This window comes from Pseudomonas sp. SA233 (assembly GCF_054792385.1).
In genome coordinates this window covers 2,504,043-2,518,703 of record NZ_CP096449.1, presented here as the reverse complement: position 1 = coordinate 2,518,703, position 14,661 = coordinate 2,504,043, and the positions used below count along the sequence as shown (strand labels likewise).

Sequence of the window (14,661 nt, the reverse complement as noted above, 5' to 3'; positions counted from 1 at the left end):
GGCCAGCCCCGGCGATGGGCCAGTAACGCGGGGATCAGTCGTCGTAGCGGTGATTGTTGCGCCAGCCATAATGATGGCCACGGTCGTGGCGGTGACGGCGCCAGCCCCGGTCGTCGTCATCGTCATCATAATCACGGTAGCGATGCCCGCTCTCGTCATCGTATTCCCGGCCCATGTGGTTGCCCAAGGCACCACCCACACCGCCACCGGCTGCTGCGCCGATCATGCTGCCAGTGGTGCCGCCCATCTTGCGACCCACCACGTTGCCGCCAGCTGCACCCAGTGCGCCGCCAATGGCCGCCTCGCCACGGCTGTGCTTGTCGGCACCCACCGCACCACCGGCCGCGCCACCCAGGCCGGCGCCGATTGCCGAGCCGGTGCTGCCGCCGATCGACTGGCCGACTACCGAGCCCAATACTCCACCCAATGCGCCACCTATACCTGCTTCGGTATTTCCGCCTGCCGACGCAACGCCGCTCAGCAGGCCAAGTGACAACAACAGAATCGAGGAGTACTTCATTTGTGAAAGCCTCAGAGGGATACGGAGGCGATCCTGAGGCTCTGGACAGGGGCTTACAATGGAAATCCGACGAGTGACACGACTTGGAAAAATTCTCCAAGTTATTGTTTTCCCGATGGAAACTTAAGGGATTTTCAACGGTCACAGGCTGATTGCAAAAAGCCTTTCCAGTGGTGGAGAAGCCTTTTATTTCTACCCGTTACCCGTGCTCCCCCTCCAAACTCACTACCCTTCTGCCCCAGACCTTGCTTGCCCCAACCCGCTGGATCAACAAGGTGACAAGTGCACCAAGCAAAGCCAGGGCCATGTCCTTTTGTGCATCCCAAGGGTCTTGCTGGGTCGCGACAAAGGCTTGTGCCTGGTCATCACCCAGGTATTGGCCACCTATCCACTCCAGCAGCTCGTAAAGCGCCGATGTGGCGAGGACGAAGGAAACAGTACACAACGCCAACCAACCGCCTCGCAACCGGGCCTGGCGCTGGAGCAGCTCCCTGATCGGCAGGACGAACAAAAGGCCGTAACTCAGATGCACCAGACGATCGAACTGGTTGCGCTGCCAGCCCATCCAGGCATTCAGAGAGTGGTCGGTAAGCGCACGCAGCCAAGCGTCATAGGGGACTTTGGCATAGGTAAAATGCGCTCCTAGCTCGTGAATCGCCAGCATCATCACGATTGCCAGGTAAGCATGCCGAGAAAAGCGCCAATAACGGCTGGTCGCAGCCAAGGTGAGCAGAAGCGCCAGCGGCAAAACGTTTTCGAGCCACCAATCCGCACGATCAAGCGGCGCAACCCCCGAGGCAAGCATCAGCAACATGGCCGATGTCAGCAAGCCCGCGGCTTGGCGTGGCGTGGCCGAAGGGGCAAAGCTTGTTTGCAATGCGGGATTCCTGTTCATGGTTTTACGCTCGGCTTGAGCACGGTTGAGCCTCGCAGGGCAGCTAAAGTTTCCTCCGGGCGCCGGCTTCACCTGATGCCATGCCACCTCAACGACAGTTCTTCATGATGTTGGTGGGGCCAGTAGCACTGAAAATTACCGATGGATGATTCCACCTGAACTTTACCTCCCTCCTTGGCTTCCCCTGCATAGACCACCCGGACCCAGGAGATTAACCAATGAGAGCACTGACATACCACGGAACCCAGGACGTCAGGGTCGACAACGTCCCCGACCCACTTATCCAGGACGAGGACGATATAATCCTCCGGGTCACCGCTACCGCCATCTGCGGCTCCGACCTGCACCTCTACCATGGCAAGATTCCACAGACCGAGCCGGGAGATATCTTCGGCCACGAGTTCATGGGTATCGTCGAGGATACCGGCCGCGGGGTAACCAACCTGCAGGTCGGTGACCGCGTGGTGATTCCCTTCGTGATCGCCTGCGGCAGCTGTTTCTTCTGCCAACTCGACCAGTTCGCCGCTTGCGAAACGACCAACACCGGCCGTGGTGCAATCATCAACAAGAAAGGCATCCCGCCAGGGGCCGCGCTATTCGGCTATAGCCATCTGTATGGCGGTGTGCCCGGTGGCCAGGCGGATTTCGTGCGAGTGCCCAAGGCCAACGTCGGCCCGTTCAAGGTGCCTACCGCCCTGCCGGACGACAAGGTGCTGTTCCTCTCGGATATCCTGCCCACAGCCTGGCAGGCCGTCACCAATGCGCAGGTCGGCTCAGGCTCGACAGTTGCGATTTATGGCGCCGGGCCGGTCGGCCTGCTGAGCGCAGCCTGCGCGCGCATGCTGGGCGCCCAGACGATCTTCATGGTCGACGACAATGACTACCGCCTGGCGTTTGCCCGCGATGCCTACGGCGTGGTGCCGATCAACTTCGAGCAGGATGACGACCCGGCCGACACCATCATCCGCCTGACCCCCGGCATGCGCGGCGTGGACGCCGTCATCGATGCGGTCGGTTTCGAGGCCAAGGGCAGTACCACCGAAACGGTACTGACCACTCTGAAGATCGAGAGCAGCAGCGGCAAGGCGCTGCGCCAGAGTATCGCCGCGGTGCGCCGGGGCGGCGTGGTCAGCGTGCCTGGGGTCTATGCGGGTTTTATCCACGCCTTCATGTTTGGTGATGCCTTCGACAAGGGCCTGACGTTCAAGATGGGCCAGACCCACGTGCAGAAGTTCCTTCCTGAACTGCTCGAACATATCGAGGCCGGGCGTCTGAAGCCGGAACTCATCGTCACCCACCGCCTGGCCCTGGAAGAAGCGGCTTTGGGTTACAAGTTGTTCGACCAGAAACAGGACGACTGCCGCAAGGTCATCCTCGTGCCGGGCGCTGCTGCCGGTACATTGGGACCTGACCATTAGCAGGGACCCTGTGGGAGCGGCTTTAGCCGCGAACACCGGCGCAGCCGGTGCCATGCACCGCGTTGGATTCTTCGCGGCTAAAGCTGCTCCCACAGGCTACGCGGACCGCTTGCGAATTCAGTTCTTCCAGCCGACCCGATCAACGCTTGCGTTGCGTTTCATCACGAGCTGTCTTCTGCGCAGTGGAATCATGGGACGTGCCAGTTGACCCATCAGGACGCTGCGCATCATTGTCCCGTTCCTCTTCACCTCGGGTTCCGCTGCGAGGTGCCTCCGATCCTTTCTTCATCTCCCCCCCTACCCCTTGCTATGTTCAGGCGACGACGGACCGGTACCGCGTTTGATCCCACGCGGCCCAAACACGCCCCAGATGGCCAGGCCGACAATGGGCAACGCCAACAGCAACAGTGCCCACATCGCCTTCGTCACGTCGCTCTTGTCACTGCGGAAAACACTGACGATGGCCCACAGATCGAGCAACACGATGATCGCTGCAACAGCGATCCAGAAATATGTCACAGGCTCGGTCATGATCGCTTCTCCTCTGTTAGTCCGGCCGCAGCGCGAGGCCCGCACCGCCGCCCTCCTACCTAGAGGAAGCCGGCAAACGGAACAAAGTTCAGGAAGCTTTCCCCACCATTGATGGGTGGCACACAAGCAATGAACCAATCCCGCAGGAAACACGTCCACCAAAAAACAACGCACGAGTGACCGGCCATGACGACCGACCCCGTACTCGAGGCCCTTGATTACCTCAAGGCCCACAAGCTGGTACTGACCACCGCAGAATCCTGCACGGCCGGTGCCATGGTTGCGCTGTTGGCAGCAGTGCCGGGGACCGGCGAGGTTCTGGAAAGCGGCTACGTGGTGTACTCGCCAAGCGCCAAGAAACGCCTGCTCGGCGTCAGCCCACAGACTATCGAACGCTACGGCCTGACCAGCGAGGCGGTAGCCTGGGAGATGGCCCTCGGCGCATTGAAAGACAGCGACGCCACCGTCGCCATCGCCAGCACGGGTGTCGCCGGGCCACAGCCGCAGGATGGCATCGCCCCGGGCACTGTGTGCTTTGCCTGGGCCTTTGCCGGCGAGCCTTTGGCGGTATTCACACGCAGCCAGCGCTTTTTTGGCGAGCGCGCGGATGTAATCCGCCAAGGCGCGCTCTACGGCTTGTCGCACCTGGCCCATTACCACCAACGCTGGCTGCGCGGTGAGCGCGCCTGAGGGCTACGTGAGGGCTAGGTGCATGGACGAAGACGAGCTGGCTTCAAGGCACCATCCCGTCGAGGAAGACATGCGGATGCAGCAGCGGGTCTGGCGTTTCGAACGTGTGGGATGGTACGCGCTGGTGCTGGTCGTGCTGCTGGGCCTGGCCGGGCTGTTCGGCAACGGTCCGCTCAGTGACGCCCAGGTCATGAGCGACGACGGCCGGGTGCATGTGGAGTATCAGCGCCTCAGCCGCAGCGGCACCACCGACAACCTGCGCATCACGGTTCGCGGCAATGCCGGGGAGCCTGTGATGTTGCTGCTCGGGGGGACCTTGCTACGCGAAGCCAGCATCGAAACGCTGCAGCCAGAGCCGCAAGTATCGCTTTCCCATGGCAGGTCGCTCCTGCTCCAGCTTGGCACCAGCAAAGAGGGTATCGCCACCCTCTACCTGACCCTGCGCAGCGAACATGTCGGCACTCTCGAAGGTGTTGTCAGCGCCGGCCCAGGCAGCGCAGTGCGTTTCTCCACCTTTCTCTACCCGTAGGAGCGCGACATGGACTCCATTCTTCGTGCGACCGGCATGTACATCGCGCTGATGCTGCTGTTTCGCGTGGCTGGCAGGCGCTCGCTGGCAGACCTCACCACCTTCGACTTCGTCCTGCTGCTGATCATCGGCGAAGCAACCCAGCAGGCACTGCTCGGCGAAGACTTCTCGTTCACCAACGCCATGCTGGTGATCGCCACGTTGATCGTCCTGGATGTCGGCCTGTCGCTGGCCAAGCTCAACTCCAAGCGCCTGGCCCGTCTGGTCGACGGCCACGCGACACTGGTCGTGGATCACGGGCGCTTTCTCCACCACCGAATGCGGCGGGCACGGCTGACCGAAGACGACATTCTCGAGTCCGCCCGGGACAGCCAGGGAATCGAAAGCGTCGGGCAGATCAAGTTCGCCATCGTCGAGCGCAACGGCAAGATCTCGATCATCCCGCAGGAGTGACCCTGCCTGGCCGGCGCAACCTGCGCGGATTCCGGTGAGAGCCGCCTTTCGCGACAGCAGTACGCTCATCATCCGCTTTGAACCTTGGCGCGCGGCCCCTACTCCATCGAAGGCAATCGTGATTTTTTCAGCCCCGAAGAGGTGTCGCATGAACGCTATCGATTTGTTGATCCAGGACCATGAGCTGGTGAAGAAGCTGCTGGAGGAACTCTCCTCCACCACTGAGCGCGCGGTGAAAAAGCGCACCGAGTTGCTCGAACGCATCAAGCAGGAGGTAAGCATCCATACCGCCCTGGAAGAAGAAATCCTGTACCCGGCCATCAAGCAGGCAGGCGGCAAGGAAGAAGCGAAGATGTATTACGAAGCCAAGGAAGAGCACCGCACCGTCGACTCCCTGGTGCTGCCGGACCTGCTGCAAACCGAGACCGGCACCGTCGAGTTCGCCGGACGGGTCAAAGTGATGAAGGAACTGCTGGAACACCATATCGAGGAAGAAGAAAGCGAGCTGTTTCCGACCGCCCGCAAGTTGCTGGGCAAGCAGCAACTGGATGAGCTCGGCCAGGCCATGGAAGCGCAGAAAAAACTGCTCAAGGGCGAACAGCGTGCTGCGTGATGGAAGCCTGGATCGACTTTCTTGAATGGCCTGCCATGGCCCTGACGGTACTTGCCGCCTGGTGCATCGGCTCACGGCGCCCAGGCCGGCGCAAGCTGGGTTTCTGCTGCTTCATTGCCAGCAACGTGCTGTGGGCCGCCTGGGGGTGGCAGGCGCAAGCCTGGGCGCTGATCATCCTGCAGGGTTGCCTGTGCGCCATGAACCTTCGGGGCTGGAAGAAAAACACTGCCGTGGAGCCGGGCTGAACGCCCGGACACATGCCTGAAAGCCCAACGGCGAGGAGCCAGACCATGATCGACCCCAACCAACCCGACCCGTACGTGGACGAAGTACCCCACAACCCGGGCGAGCCTGTGCCTGAACAGGAACAGGAGAAGGAAGCACCCGACTGGCCCGAAGGCCAGGTGCCGCCAGAGGAGCAGTCCGACGGCTGAGGCTCACCTGGCGAGCGGCATTGCCTGCTTCGCCGGCAATGCCGCTCCACCAGTCACCCAATCCTATGGAAGGAGGCAAGTGTCTCATGAGTGATCGCATCATCGCCTTGTTCACCGATACCACACTGTTCGGAGTTTCCGTTCTCAATTTGTTGCTGGCACTGACGGTAGCGCTGCTGACGTTCGTCGTGGCGCGGGCGGCCATCAGTTTCATGCTGCATCGGGTCAGGCGCTGGTCCGAGCATGACGGCGCGCTCAGCCAGGTGCTGGCCAAGGTGCTCGCCGGGACCAGCAATTTTCTGCTGTTCCTTGCCTCGCTGCTGGTGGGCCTGAGCATGCTCGACCTGCCCGAGCGCTGGCTGACCCGGGTCGGTAGCCTGTGGTTCGTGGTCGCGGCATTGCAGATCGGGCTGTGGGCCAACCGCGCCATCGGCCTGGGCCTGAGTCGCTACTTCGCCCGGCATCGCACCGACGGCTTGAACCAGGGCAGCGCGCTGGCCACGCTGTCGGCATGGGGTGCGCGGGTACTGTTGTGGTCAGTGGTGCTACTGGCGATGCTGTCCAACCTGGGGGTGAACATCACCGCCTTCGTCGCCAGCCTGGGGGTAGGCGGTATCGCTGTTGCACTGGCCGTGCAGAACATCCTCGGCGACCTGTTCGCCTCGTTGTCCATCGCCGTCGACAAGCCGTTCGAGGTGGGCGACTTCATCGTCATCGGCCCGCTGGCCGGCACGGTAGAGCACGTGGGGCTGAAGACCACACGCATCCGCAGCCTGGGCGGCGAGCAGATCGTCATGGCCAATGCCAGCATGATCAGCAGCACCATCCAGAACTACAAGCGCCTGCAGGAACGACGGATCGTGTTCGAGTTCGGCCTGTCGTACGACACGCCAACCGAGGCCGTGAAAAAGGCACCCGCCATCGTCGAGGAAGCGATCAAGGCACAACAGCAGGTGCGCTTCGACCGTGCCCACCTGCGCGGCTTCGGCAAGGAGGCGCTGGAATTCGAGTGCGTGTATGTCGTCAAGGACCCGGGCTACAACCTGTACATGGACATCCAGCAAGCCATCAATTTCCACCTGCTCGAGCGCTTCTCGAAGGTAGGTGCAAAATTCGCCGTACCGGTACGCGCGATCAAGGTCACGGCCTTGCCAGAGGAATCGAAGCGCGGGCCTCAAAGTATTCACGTGGGGTAACCCGCCCCCGTGCATGTCAGCGCGCCATGCATTCCGTCGATTTCACGGCACGCCCGTGGGTGATCCAGGCCGAACAGAAGGTGACCAACCCGCAACGGAGTATCGCCATGAAGATCGTGAAGCCTCATTCGTTACTGCTCGCGCTGTGCCTGGGGCTCAGCGCACCTGTGGTGCTGGCAGCCACCGACCTGAACGATCAGCGTGCTCCTGGCACGCAGCCGCATGACAGCGGGCACATGAACAACCAAGGCGGAGCGACCGGCTCCGGCACGCCTGCGGATGCCATGGGGACAGGTTCCGGCGGAACCGATGGCAATGACACTGACAATACCGGTGGCGATGGCACCACCGACCGATCCGGTAGTGACCGCAGTGGATCGGAACGCGGCACCGGGACGGGTAGCGGGACCGGAGGCTCTGGTGGTTCGGGCTCCAGCGGTGGTTCCGGTAGTTGAAGGTTCGCTCGAACTGCCCTATGGCCGGCGACGCGTGCCCAGCTCGATCCAGACGGGCGCATGGTCGCTGGCCTTGGGTTCGTTACGCACCCAGGCATCGACACCAGCCCGCTTCAGGTAGGGCGCGAGCTCTGGGTTGAGCAGCAGGTGGTCGATACGCAACCCGGCGTTGCGTGCCCAGTGGTTGCGGAAATAATCCCAGAAGGTGTAAATGCGCTCGTCCGGATACAGATGGCGAATGGCGTCGAGCCAGCCTTGCTGGAGCAGTTTCTGGTAGCACGCGCGTGATTCGGGCTGCAGCAGCGCGTCCTTCATCCAGGAGCGCGTGTTGTAGATATCCATGTCGGTAGGCACCACATTGAAATCACCCGCCAGCACCGCGGGATGGCCACTGTCATGCAGCCCTTTCACATGGGCGATCAGGCTTTCGAACCAGCGGAGCTTGTAATCGAATTTCGGCCCCGGTTGCGGGTTGCCGTTCGGCAGATACAGGCAAGCCACCAGCACTCCCTGTACCGCTGCCTCGAGGTAGCGGCTCTGGTTGTCGTCCTCCATGCCAGGCAGGCCACGACGTACTTCCAGCGGTTCGCTGCCCCGTGCCAGAATGGCCACGCCATTCCACGAAGGCTGCCCTTGGTAGAGGCAACCATAACCCGCCGTTTCTAGCGCCTGGCGAGGAAACTGCTGATCCGCCGCCTTGAGTTCCTGCAGGCAGGCGATGTCGGGCTTTTCCCGCTCCAGCCAAGCCAGCAGTGCCGGCAGCCGGCTACGAATGCCGTTGATGTTGAACGTGGCAATCTTCAGCGCTTTCATGCGTCGGGGTCGCTGACATGGGCCTGCACGGCATCTTCCAGGGCGCGCACATGGGCGTCATCGGCCAATGCCTTGAGTGCCAGCCAGTCGTCCCAATCGATGGCGCCATCGTCACGCAGCGCCTCGGCGGTGCGCAGCAGTTCATGGTGGTAGGCATCCGGCGACTCACGGCGGTAACTGATGTCGTCGTATTGGGCGTACCAGGCTTCGAGCTCAGGGATGCTGCGTTCAATGCTCATAAGGGAGCCCTCACGGTGTCCTTTGCATTAAGAACCTCAACCATGCAGCGACGTTCAAATCCAACGCTGATCGCTACGTTCAATGATCAAGCGGATCGATATCCTGGATCACTGAGCATCGTTTTTCATTGAATCACCGCGCCGTCACCATTAGCTCCACAAGCAACATCTGGAGCGGGTACATGGCCTCCCCCATTTTCAACTCAATGAGACAAGGCGCTGATGTAGCGGACCTTGGCGATAGCGTTTCCATCGTTTCGTGCGCAGCCATCGACGCCCTGGGGCTTGCACCATGAACTGCGGCCCATTCTGGGTGATCGTTTTCTTCGTGCTCATCAACAACGGCTGCTCGCTGCTGGGCTTCGGTGAAGGCTCGGTGGGAGGTGTGGCGCGGAGTATCGAGTCGCGAACGGAAATCACCATCGCCACCACGCTGCAACGAGCGCAAAAAACCAATGCAGGCGGCCTGCCGCCTGACGATGGGCAGCTGCTACCGGCGATATTTCTATTGGTTCGCGCCTGACCCGTCAGCGGATGGGGCTGGTTCGCAATCTTGGTAGAACTGAAAGTCCTGAAATTTCTCGACTGCCTGTTCCGGCCCTTTCGCGGGCACGCCCGCTCCCACAGAACTGCACATAACTCATTGAATTAACCGGGACTCTGTGGGAGCGGCTTTAGCCGCGAACACCGGCGCAGCCGGTGCCATGTACCGCGTTGGATTCTTCGCGGCTAAAGCCGCTCCCACAGGGTACGCGCACTGTTTGCGGATTCAGTTCTCTACGCGACAGCGCAGCCCAAAGGACTGGGCGATCTCCCACAGAACTGCGCGGGACCTTGTGGGAGCGGGCGCGCCCGCGAAGAGGCCAGATCAGGCGACACATCACTTCAGGCCTTTACCAACCGCCAGCCGAACCGCCCAGAGGCTGCGCATGAAACGAGCTCGCCGCGAACCAGGTTTCCCGGTTCGCGGCGTAATTGAAGCGTTACTCAGGCAATCAGGTAGGAATACCAGCCAGTCGCCAGACAGGCGCCGGAACCGGTTCGGCCTGGCTGCGTTTGCGTGCCCACTGGGTCAGGGCAGCCATCATGGCAAAGCCCAGCAAGATCAGTACCGGATAGGCCAGCAGCAACTCGGTCAGCGAGTATTTCCAGGCCAGTGGGCGGCCAACACCCAGCATCGCCGCATACAACCAGGACACACCCGACAGTGCGCCGGAGAACAGTGCGAACATCCGCACGCCGAAATTAAGGTCGAGCAAGTTGCCCGCTTTGAGCAGGGCAGGCAATACATAACGATGCAACAGCATGCCATTGAAGGTCAGCAACATGACAATAATGACCTTCGCTTGAAGTTTCGGATTGGCAAAATAGTTCATACCTTTATCAAGGTAGTCAATTCCAATCACTGCGGCGCCCGTGAGCCACAAGAATATCAGGGCATTGGCCACGGACTTCTGCAAGCTCGTCATATGCTTACTGTCATGCCCGGCTTCTTTATGACCTTTCAACAAGTTCCTGACCATCTCGGCGTCACTGGCGAATACCAGGCCGATGGCAATGCAACAGGCCAATAAATGAACGTAAATTACAGACAACCGCACCAGCTCCATGGATTCTTTCTGCCCGAACAGGCTAATAATTGTATTAATCTCCACGACGTTTTCTCCACGTAATGCGTTAGCGCTAGATGACCTTGCAATAGGCGTGCGAACGATTTAATCGCAGTGGCAAAGCCAAATTCGAATCGTTAAATGAAAAAGCAGATAATTATTCAATACACACGGTGGCTCACCCGAAGAACCTCGGTTGGGCATGGCGTTGCTCCACTATTCAGGAAAAAAGAAGCCCCATGAGCATCCCTGCGATGCTAATGAGGTTGAACGTCCATAAGTTCTGGGGGAAAGGCGCGAGGTGCAATCACATTGAAGGCACCTGCTGGCAAATAGGAGTCAGCGTCACCCAAATCGTTCATTTCTCGAACAAAACGACCGACAGGCGGTACACTAAATCAAGTTAGTTAGTTTGCTAATTTTTTGTAATTTGACCGAGTGGAAAGTTTTATCGACAACTGGATCCAAACTTCGCAAGTGACTTTGAATGCTCTATTCCGCTGTTTCGCAGATCTCGGTTTCCAGATGACCGTGCCTAAAGTGCCATCAGTCAGGCCCGGCAAGCTACATTCCGATCATAACGGGCGGTCGGAAACCCGTCTGTCATCTTCAGCCTGCCAGCGGGCTCAATTTGCCCTGGGAGCCCCCAAGTGATGTTCCAGGCCTGGTTTGCCGGGAAGCAGATCCATGCGCGCTGACCTGCAAGCCTCATCGACGCGGTCTATCAGATCATCCATTCCATCGATTTGACCGCGTCAAATTGCCTCATGTAGCTTGCCGCCCTCTTCGCCGCTGGCTCAAAGGTGCGCGTTACACCTTTGCACCAGTTGCGTAGCCTACCCCCGTACTGATCAAGCCCCACCACGGCGTGCGCGCCAGTCGCGTCGCCGTCACCGTGTTCGAGTTTCCGAAATGTCCGTCAATAGCCCCACCCGTATCACCGAGCTCGTCATCGAGAGCGGCGTCAAGAAAGCCCACCTATCCACCCATGCGACACTGGTCCTGGGGTTCCTCGCAGGTGCATTCATTTCGCTAGGGTTTCTCCTGGCTATCCACGTCAGCACCATGATCCCGGTACAGTGGGCCTCGTTCGGCACACTGCTGGGCGCCGCGGTATTTCCCATCGGCCTGATCCTGGTGATCCTGGCCGGTGGCGAACTGCTCACCGGCAACATGATGAGCTTGCCCTTGGCGATGTTCGCTCGGCGTATCGGCCCAGGCGCCGTGGCGCGCAACTGGCTGCTGGTGACCGTCGCCAATCTGTTCGGTGCACTGTTCGTTGCCGGGTGCTTCGGTCACCTGCTGGGCCTGACCGAGGGGGCCTACCTGAACAAGGTGTTGGCGGCTGCGACCAGCAAGACCAACGCCGACTTCCTCCACGCCTTCGTGTCCGGAATCGGCTGCAACTGGCTGGTGTGCCTGGCAGTGTGGCTGTCGTATGCCAGCCGTGAAATGAGCGGCAAGATTCTCGGCATCTGGTTCCCGATCATGGCGTTCGTCGCCATCGGTTTCCAGCACGTGGTAGCCAACATGTTCCTGATTCCGGCAGCGATCTTTGCCGGCTACCTGAGCTGGGGGCAGTTGGTGGAGAACCTGATGGCCGTGTTCCTGGGGAATGCGGTGGGTGGGGCGATCTTCGTGGGGTTGGCGTACTACGTGTCCTACGGTGTGCCTTCGCAGGAAGCGTGCGAGGTGCAGTGAGGCATTGCGGTCAGGCACGCTTGTGCAGGTGATGTGCGCTGCACAAGCCTGCTTGACCGTTCGTCACTATCCTTGGGCCACGCAGGGCGACACGATGTTCGGCCGGATGCTGACGGCGGTCATGTCATCGCCGACTCAATGGAACCCGGACGGCGATCAAGGCATCCGCCATCAACCTTGGGCCAGCGACTTGCGCTCCAACCACTCCACCATCAACTCCCCCCATGCAATATCCGCTTGCAGGGCCGCCTTGGCCTTTGCCGAATCGCGCTTGCGCAAGGCTTCGAGTACTTCGAAGTGCTTGTGCTTGGCGCTGGCCAGTTCCGCTTTGGGCACTTCGGCATGGAAGGTGCTGAGCAGCGGCCCCATCATCACCCACATGTTCTCCAGGGTCTTGAAGATCACCGGCATGCGTGCGGCGGCAATCAGACCGAAGTGGAACTCGCGGTTGAGCAGCGAAGCCTGTTTATAGTCGGTGAACGGTTGGCTCACCACCACACTCGGCGCCGCCGGAGCACTCTCCTGCGCCTGCGGGCCACAGCCGACCAGCAATGCCGCCAGCGACAAGGCGAACAGCGCCCTTTTGCCCGTTACGGGCAGTTTCACGTTCATGATCTCCATAACCGGCGTCATTTCCTGAAGGCGTGGGCGTTGAGGGAATGGTTGCGCTCGACGAATGCCGACGACTCCTCGGGCGAATTCTTGGGAATTGCGGGGGCAAGAGAAATAGCGCCGCGAACAAATCAATATTGTGCACTGTTCACGAATATGAACGCTTGAGGGTGCAGATGCCGCGCCTGCCCTGCTCCGCCTCGTTCAGCTCGATCAGTTCGTTCAGAGGCACAACAGGCCCATGGCATGCTAAATACTATGTGCATGCACCTTATCAAGGAGCCTGCAATGATCGCGGTTCGCGAAGCCTGGAACGCCGGCCTGTTCAAGCGTGAACACTGGATGCGCAACCTTGTCTCCGGCCTCATCGTCGGGGTTGTTGCGCTGCCCCTCGCCATGGCCTTCGCCATCGCTTCCGGGGTCAAGCCGGAGCAAGGCATCTACACGGCGATCATAGGCGGGCTGCTGGTTTCCTTGCTGGGCGGTAGTCGATTACAGATCGCCGGACCGACCGGGGCCTTCATCGTGATCCTCGCCGGGGTGACGGCGAAGTACGGAGTGGAAGGCCTTCAACTGGCCACGATGATGGCTGGCGCCATACTGCTGGTGCTTGGCATTACCCGCCTGGGTGCAGTCATCAAGTTCATTCCCGACCCGGTGATCGTAGGTTTCACCGCCGGCATCGGCATCATCATCTGGGTTGGGCAATGGCGTGACTTCTTCGGCCTGCCCGAAATCGAAGGTGGGCACTTCCACGAAAAACTGTGGCATCTGTTGCTAGCCCTGCCGGACCTCCACATTGCCACGACGCTGCTCGCGACATGCAGCCTTGCTTTGCTGATCCTGGCCCCAAGGCTGCCCGTGCTGAAACGCCTGCCCGGGCCACTGGTAGCCATGGTGTTCGCGACGCTGGTCCAATCCCTGTTTCATTTTGACGGTGTGGCTACCATCGGCACCGCCTTCGGGGCTATCCCACAAGGTTTGCCGTCACTGACCTGGCCCGAAGTCTCCCTGGCGCGGGTGATCGAACTGATCGGGCCAGCCTTTGCGATCGCCATGCTGGGGGCCATCGAATCGATGCTCTCTGCTGTTGTCGCCGACGGCATGGCAGGGACCAGGCACGACTCGAACCAGGAACTGATCGGCCAAGGGGTCGCCAACCTGGTAGTGCCGCTGTTCGGGGGCTTTGCCGCCACAGGTGCCATTGCCCGGACAGCGACCAACATCCGCAATGGTGCTACCGGGCCGTTGGCCGGCATCATCCATGCGCTGACACTGGTACTGATCATTCTGTTCCTGGCGCCCCTGGCGTCGAACATTCCACTCTGCGCACTGGCAGCGATCCTGTTCGTCGTCGCCTACAACATGAGCGAGCTGAAGCATTTCAAGCGCATGCTGCAGCGCGCACCGCGAGCCGACATCGCCATCCTGCTCGTCACCTTCACCTTGACGGTGTTCAGCGACCTGGTGATCGCCGTGAATATCGGCGTCATCCTCGCCATGCTTCAGTTCATGCGCCGCATGGCATCGTCCGTCGAAGTCCAGCAGGTAGTCGAAGAGGAACTGGCCAATGAACTGCACAGCAACGGCCAGAAATCGCTGCCCCCCGGCGTGCTGGTGTACACCATCGAAGGCCCGCTGTTCTTTGGCGCCGCTGAAACCTTCGAGCGCGCTCTGTCACAAACGCATACCGACCCTGAACTGCTGGTAATTTGCCTGAAGCGGGTGCCCTTCATGGATATCACCGGGCTGCAGACCCTGGAGGAAGTGATCCAGCAACTGCATGAACGCCAGATCGTTGTGAAACTGTGCGAAGCCAACGGCAAGGTGCTTGGCAAGCTCGAAAAGGCCGGAATCTTGCGCCTGCTTGGCCCCGGGCACTATCACCAAACGCTCGGTACCGCCCTGCTGGAGGCAAAGGCACCGGCGGCACACAACTGATTTGTGATCCA

At 60.4% G+C, this 14,661-nt stretch carries 19 protein-coding genes; 12 read left to right on the top strand and 7 right to left on the bottom strand.

Translation table 11 applies throughout. The features are described 5' to 3' along the window. Positions 1-34: 34 nt before the first annotated feature. Complete coding sequence (locus M1D87_RS11725; RefSeq protein WP_061550749.1) at positions 35-520, bottom strand: glycine zipper domain-containing protein; 486 nt, start codon at positions 518-520, stop codon at positions 35-37. A gap of 199 nt (positions 521-719) precedes the next feature. Continuing rightward, a complete protein-coding gene (locus M1D87_RS11720; protein ID WP_123084372.1) occupies positions 720-1,415 on the bottom strand; it encodes a DUF2238 domain-containing protein in 696 nt (231 codons plus the stop codon). A gap of 218 nt (positions 1,416-1,633) precedes the next feature. Between M1D87_RS11720 and M1D87_RS11715 the strand changes: the two genes are divergently transcribed. Then, positions 1,634-2,833, top strand: a complete 1,200-nt coding sequence (locus tag M1D87_RS11715; protein WP_123084373.1) for a zinc-dependent alcohol dehydrogenase — start codon at positions 1,634-1,636, stop codon at positions 2,831-2,833. A 297-nt stretch (positions 2,834-3,130) separates the two neighbouring features. Here M1D87_RS11715 and M1D87_RS11710 read toward each other — a convergent pair whose 3' ends face one another. Then, the gene (locus M1D87_RS11710; RefSeq protein WP_047932459.1) at positions 3,131-3,364 is read right to left on the bottom strand and encodes a PLD nuclease N-terminal domain-containing protein; all 234 of its coding nucleotides are present in this window, start codon (positions 3,362-3,364) and stop codon (positions 3,131-3,133) included. Between the two features lie 186 nt (positions 3,365-3,550). Here M1D87_RS11710 and M1D87_RS11705 point away from each other — a divergent pair, with 186 nt between their 5' ends. The 8 genes from M1D87_RS11705 to M1D87_RS11670 all read left to right on the top strand — a co-directional run bounded on the left by M1D87_RS11705 (position 3,551) and on the right by M1D87_RS11670 (position 7,734). Beyond that, entirely contained in the window at positions 3,551-4,054 is a 504-nt protein-coding gene (locus tag M1D87_RS11705) for a CinA family protein (protein ID WP_013972207.1), read from the top strand. A gap of 22 nt (positions 4,055-4,076) precedes the next feature. Next, positions 4,077-4,583 carry a hypothetical protein gene (locus M1D87_RS11700; protein ID WP_039612825.1) on the top strand — a complete coding sequence of 169 codons (507 nt, stop codon included), beginning with the start codon at positions 4,077-4,079 and terminating at the stop codon, positions 4,581-4,583. 9 nt (positions 4,584-4,592) lie between these two features. Then, entirely contained in the window at positions 4,593-5,036 is a 444-nt protein-coding gene (locus M1D87_RS11695) for a DUF421 domain-containing protein (protein ID WP_004376294.1), read from the top strand. Positions 5,037-5,184: 148 nt separating this feature from the next. Next, positions 5,185-5,649, top strand: a complete 465-nt coding sequence (locus M1D87_RS11690; protein ID WP_123084374.1) for a hemerythrin domain-containing protein — start codon at positions 5,185-5,187, stop codon at positions 5,647-5,649. Further along, a complete protein-coding gene (locus M1D87_RS11685; RefSeq protein WP_023661906.1) occupies positions 5,649-5,894 on the top strand; it encodes a hypothetical protein in 246 nt (81 codons plus the stop codon). Before M1D87_RS11690 ends, M1D87_RS11685 begins: the two co-directional genes overlap by 1 nt. Positions 5,895-5,939: 45 nt before the next feature. Then, on the top strand, positions 5,940-6,083 hold the full coding sequence (locus M1D87_RS11680) for a hypothetical protein (RefSeq protein ID WP_024086842.1): 144 nt from the start codon (positions 5,940-5,942) through the stop codon (positions 6,081-6,083). A gap of 86 nt (positions 6,084-6,169) precedes the next feature. Beyond that, the gene (locus M1D87_RS11675; RefSeq protein ID WP_123084375.1) at positions 6,170-7,279 is read left to right on the top strand and encodes a mechanosensitive ion channel family protein; all 1,110 of its coding nucleotides are present in this window, start codon (positions 6,170-6,172) and stop codon (positions 7,277-7,279) included. A gap of 26 nt (positions 7,280-7,305) precedes the next feature. After that, on the top strand, positions 7,306-7,734 hold the full coding sequence (locus tag M1D87_RS11670; protein ID WP_061302420.1) for a hypothetical protein: 429 nt from the start codon (positions 7,306-7,308) through the stop codon (positions 7,732-7,734). Between the two features lie 18 nt (positions 7,735-7,752). Here M1D87_RS11670 and xth read toward each other — a convergent pair whose 3' ends face one another. Further along, complete coding sequence (gene xth / locus M1D87_RS11665; protein WP_013972201.1) at positions 7,753-8,547, bottom strand: exodeoxyribonuclease III; 795 nt, start codon at positions 8,545-8,547, stop codon at positions 7,753-7,755. Continuing rightward, on the bottom strand, positions 8,544-8,786 hold the full coding sequence (locus M1D87_RS11660) for a hypothetical protein (protein WP_003257678.1): 243 nt from the start codon (positions 8,784-8,786) through the stop codon (positions 8,544-8,546). The genes xth and M1D87_RS11660 overlap by 4 nt, the downstream gene beginning before the upstream one ends. A 292-nt stretch (positions 8,787-9,078) precedes the next feature. Between M1D87_RS11660 and M1D87_RS11655 the strand changes: the two genes are divergently transcribed. Then, positions 9,079-9,309, top strand: a complete 231-nt coding sequence (locus M1D87_RS11655) for a hypothetical protein (protein ID WP_003257675.1) — start codon at positions 9,079-9,081, stop codon at positions 9,307-9,309. Positions 9,310-9,781: 472 nt separating this feature from the next. On the opposite strand, the gene M1D87_RS11650 is transcribed toward M1D87_RS11655, so the two are convergent. Further along, entirely contained in the window at positions 9,782-10,396 is a 615-nt protein-coding gene (locus tag M1D87_RS11650; RefSeq protein ID WP_038409376.1) for a hypothetical protein, read from the bottom strand. A gap of 912 nt (positions 10,397-11,308) precedes the next feature. Here M1D87_RS11650 and M1D87_RS11645 point away from each other — a divergent pair. Further along, positions 11,309-12,097: a formate/nitrite transporter family protein gene (locus M1D87_RS11645; protein ID WP_013972199.1), complete on the top strand. Its 789-nt coding sequence runs from the start codon at positions 11,309-11,311 to the stop codon at positions 12,095-12,097. A gap of 171 nt (positions 12,098-12,268) precedes the next feature. On the opposite strand, the gene M1D87_RS11640 is transcribed toward M1D87_RS11645, so the two are convergent. Beyond that, positions 12,269-12,703 carry an FCD domain-containing protein gene (locus tag M1D87_RS11640; protein ID WP_232880839.1) on the bottom strand — a complete coding sequence of 145 codons (435 nt, stop codon included), beginning with the start codon at positions 12,701-12,703 and terminating at the stop codon, positions 12,269-12,271. 294 nt (positions 12,704-12,997) lie between these two features. On the opposite strand from M1D87_RS11640, the gene M1D87_RS11635 reads away from it, so the two are divergent. After that, entirely contained in the window at positions 12,998-14,650 is a 1,653-nt protein-coding gene (locus M1D87_RS11635) for a SulP family inorganic anion transporter (RefSeq protein WP_123084376.1), read from the top strand. Positions 14,651-14,661 lie beyond the last annotated feature (11 nt).

What these genes read in the sequence shown, in the direction of transcription:
- M1D87_RS11725 (WP_061550749.1), bottom strand. Translation starts at nt 520, where the DNA reads ATGAAGTACTCCTCGATTCTGTTGTTGTCACTTGGCCTGCTGAGCGGC.
- M1D87_RS11720 (WP_123084372.1), bottom strand. Translation starts at nt 1,415, where the DNA reads ATGAACAGGAATCCCGCATTGCAAACAAGCTTTGCCCCTTCGGCCACG.
- M1D87_RS11715 (WP_123084373.1), top strand. Translation starts at nt 1,634, where the DNA reads ATGAGAGCACTGACATACCACGGAACCCAGGACGTCAGGGTCGACAAC.
- M1D87_RS11710 (WP_047932459.1), bottom strand. Translation starts at nt 3,364, where the DNA reads ATGACCGAGCCTGTGACATATTTCTGGATCGCTGTTGCAGCGATCATC.
- M1D87_RS11705 (WP_013972207.1), top strand. Translation starts at nt 3,551, where the DNA reads ATGACGACCGACCCCGTACTCGAGGCCCTTGATTACCTCAAGGCCCAC.
- M1D87_RS11700 (WP_039612825.1), top strand. Translation starts at nt 4,077, where the DNA reads ATGGACGAAGACGAGCTGGCTTCAAGGCACCATCCCGTCGAGGAAGAC.
- M1D87_RS11695 (WP_004376294.1), top strand. Translation starts at nt 4,593, where the DNA reads ATGGACTCCATTCTTCGTGCGACCGGCATGTACATCGCGCTGATGCTG.
- M1D87_RS11690 (WP_123084374.1), top strand. Translation starts at nt 5,185, where the DNA reads ATGAACGCTATCGATTTGTTGATCCAGGACCATGAGCTGGTGAAGAAG.
- M1D87_RS11685 (WP_023661906.1), top strand. Translation starts at nt 5,649, where the DNA reads ATGGAAGCCTGGATCGACTTTCTTGAATGGCCTGCCATGGCCCTGACG.
- M1D87_RS11680 (WP_024086842.1), top strand. Translation starts at nt 5,940, where the DNA reads ATGATCGACCCCAACCAACCCGACCCGTACGTGGACGAAGTACCCCAC.
- M1D87_RS11675 (WP_123084375.1), top strand. Translation starts at nt 6,170, where the DNA reads ATGAGTGATCGCATCATCGCCTTGTTCACCGATACCACACTGTTCGGA.
- M1D87_RS11670 (WP_061302420.1), top strand. Translation starts at nt 7,306, where the DNA reads ATGCATTCCGTCGATTTCACGGCACGCCCGTGGGTGATCCAGGCCGAA.
- xth (WP_013972201.1), bottom strand. Translation starts at nt 8,547, where the DNA reads ATGAAAGCGCTGAAGATTGCCACGTTCAACATCAACGGCATTCGTAGC.
- M1D87_RS11660 (WP_003257678.1), bottom strand. Translation starts at nt 8,786, where the DNA reads ATGAGCATTGAACGCAGCATCCCTGAGCTCGAAGCCTGGTACGCCCAA.
- M1D87_RS11655 (WP_003257675.1), top strand. Translation starts at nt 9,079, where the DNA reads ATGAACTGCGGCCCATTCTGGGTGATCGTTTTCTTCGTGCTCATCAAC.
- M1D87_RS11650 (WP_038409376.1), bottom strand. Translation starts at nt 10,396, where the DNA reads ATGGAGCTGGTGCGGTTGTCTGTAATTTACGTTCATTTATTGGCCTGT.
- M1D87_RS11645 (WP_013972199.1), top strand. Translation starts at nt 11,309, where the DNA reads ATGTCCGTCAATAGCCCCACCCGTATCACCGAGCTCGTCATCGAGAGC.
- M1D87_RS11635 (WP_123084376.1), top strand. Translation starts at nt 12,998, where the DNA reads ATGATCGCGGTTCGCGAAGCCTGGAACGCCGGCCTGTTCAAGCGTGAA.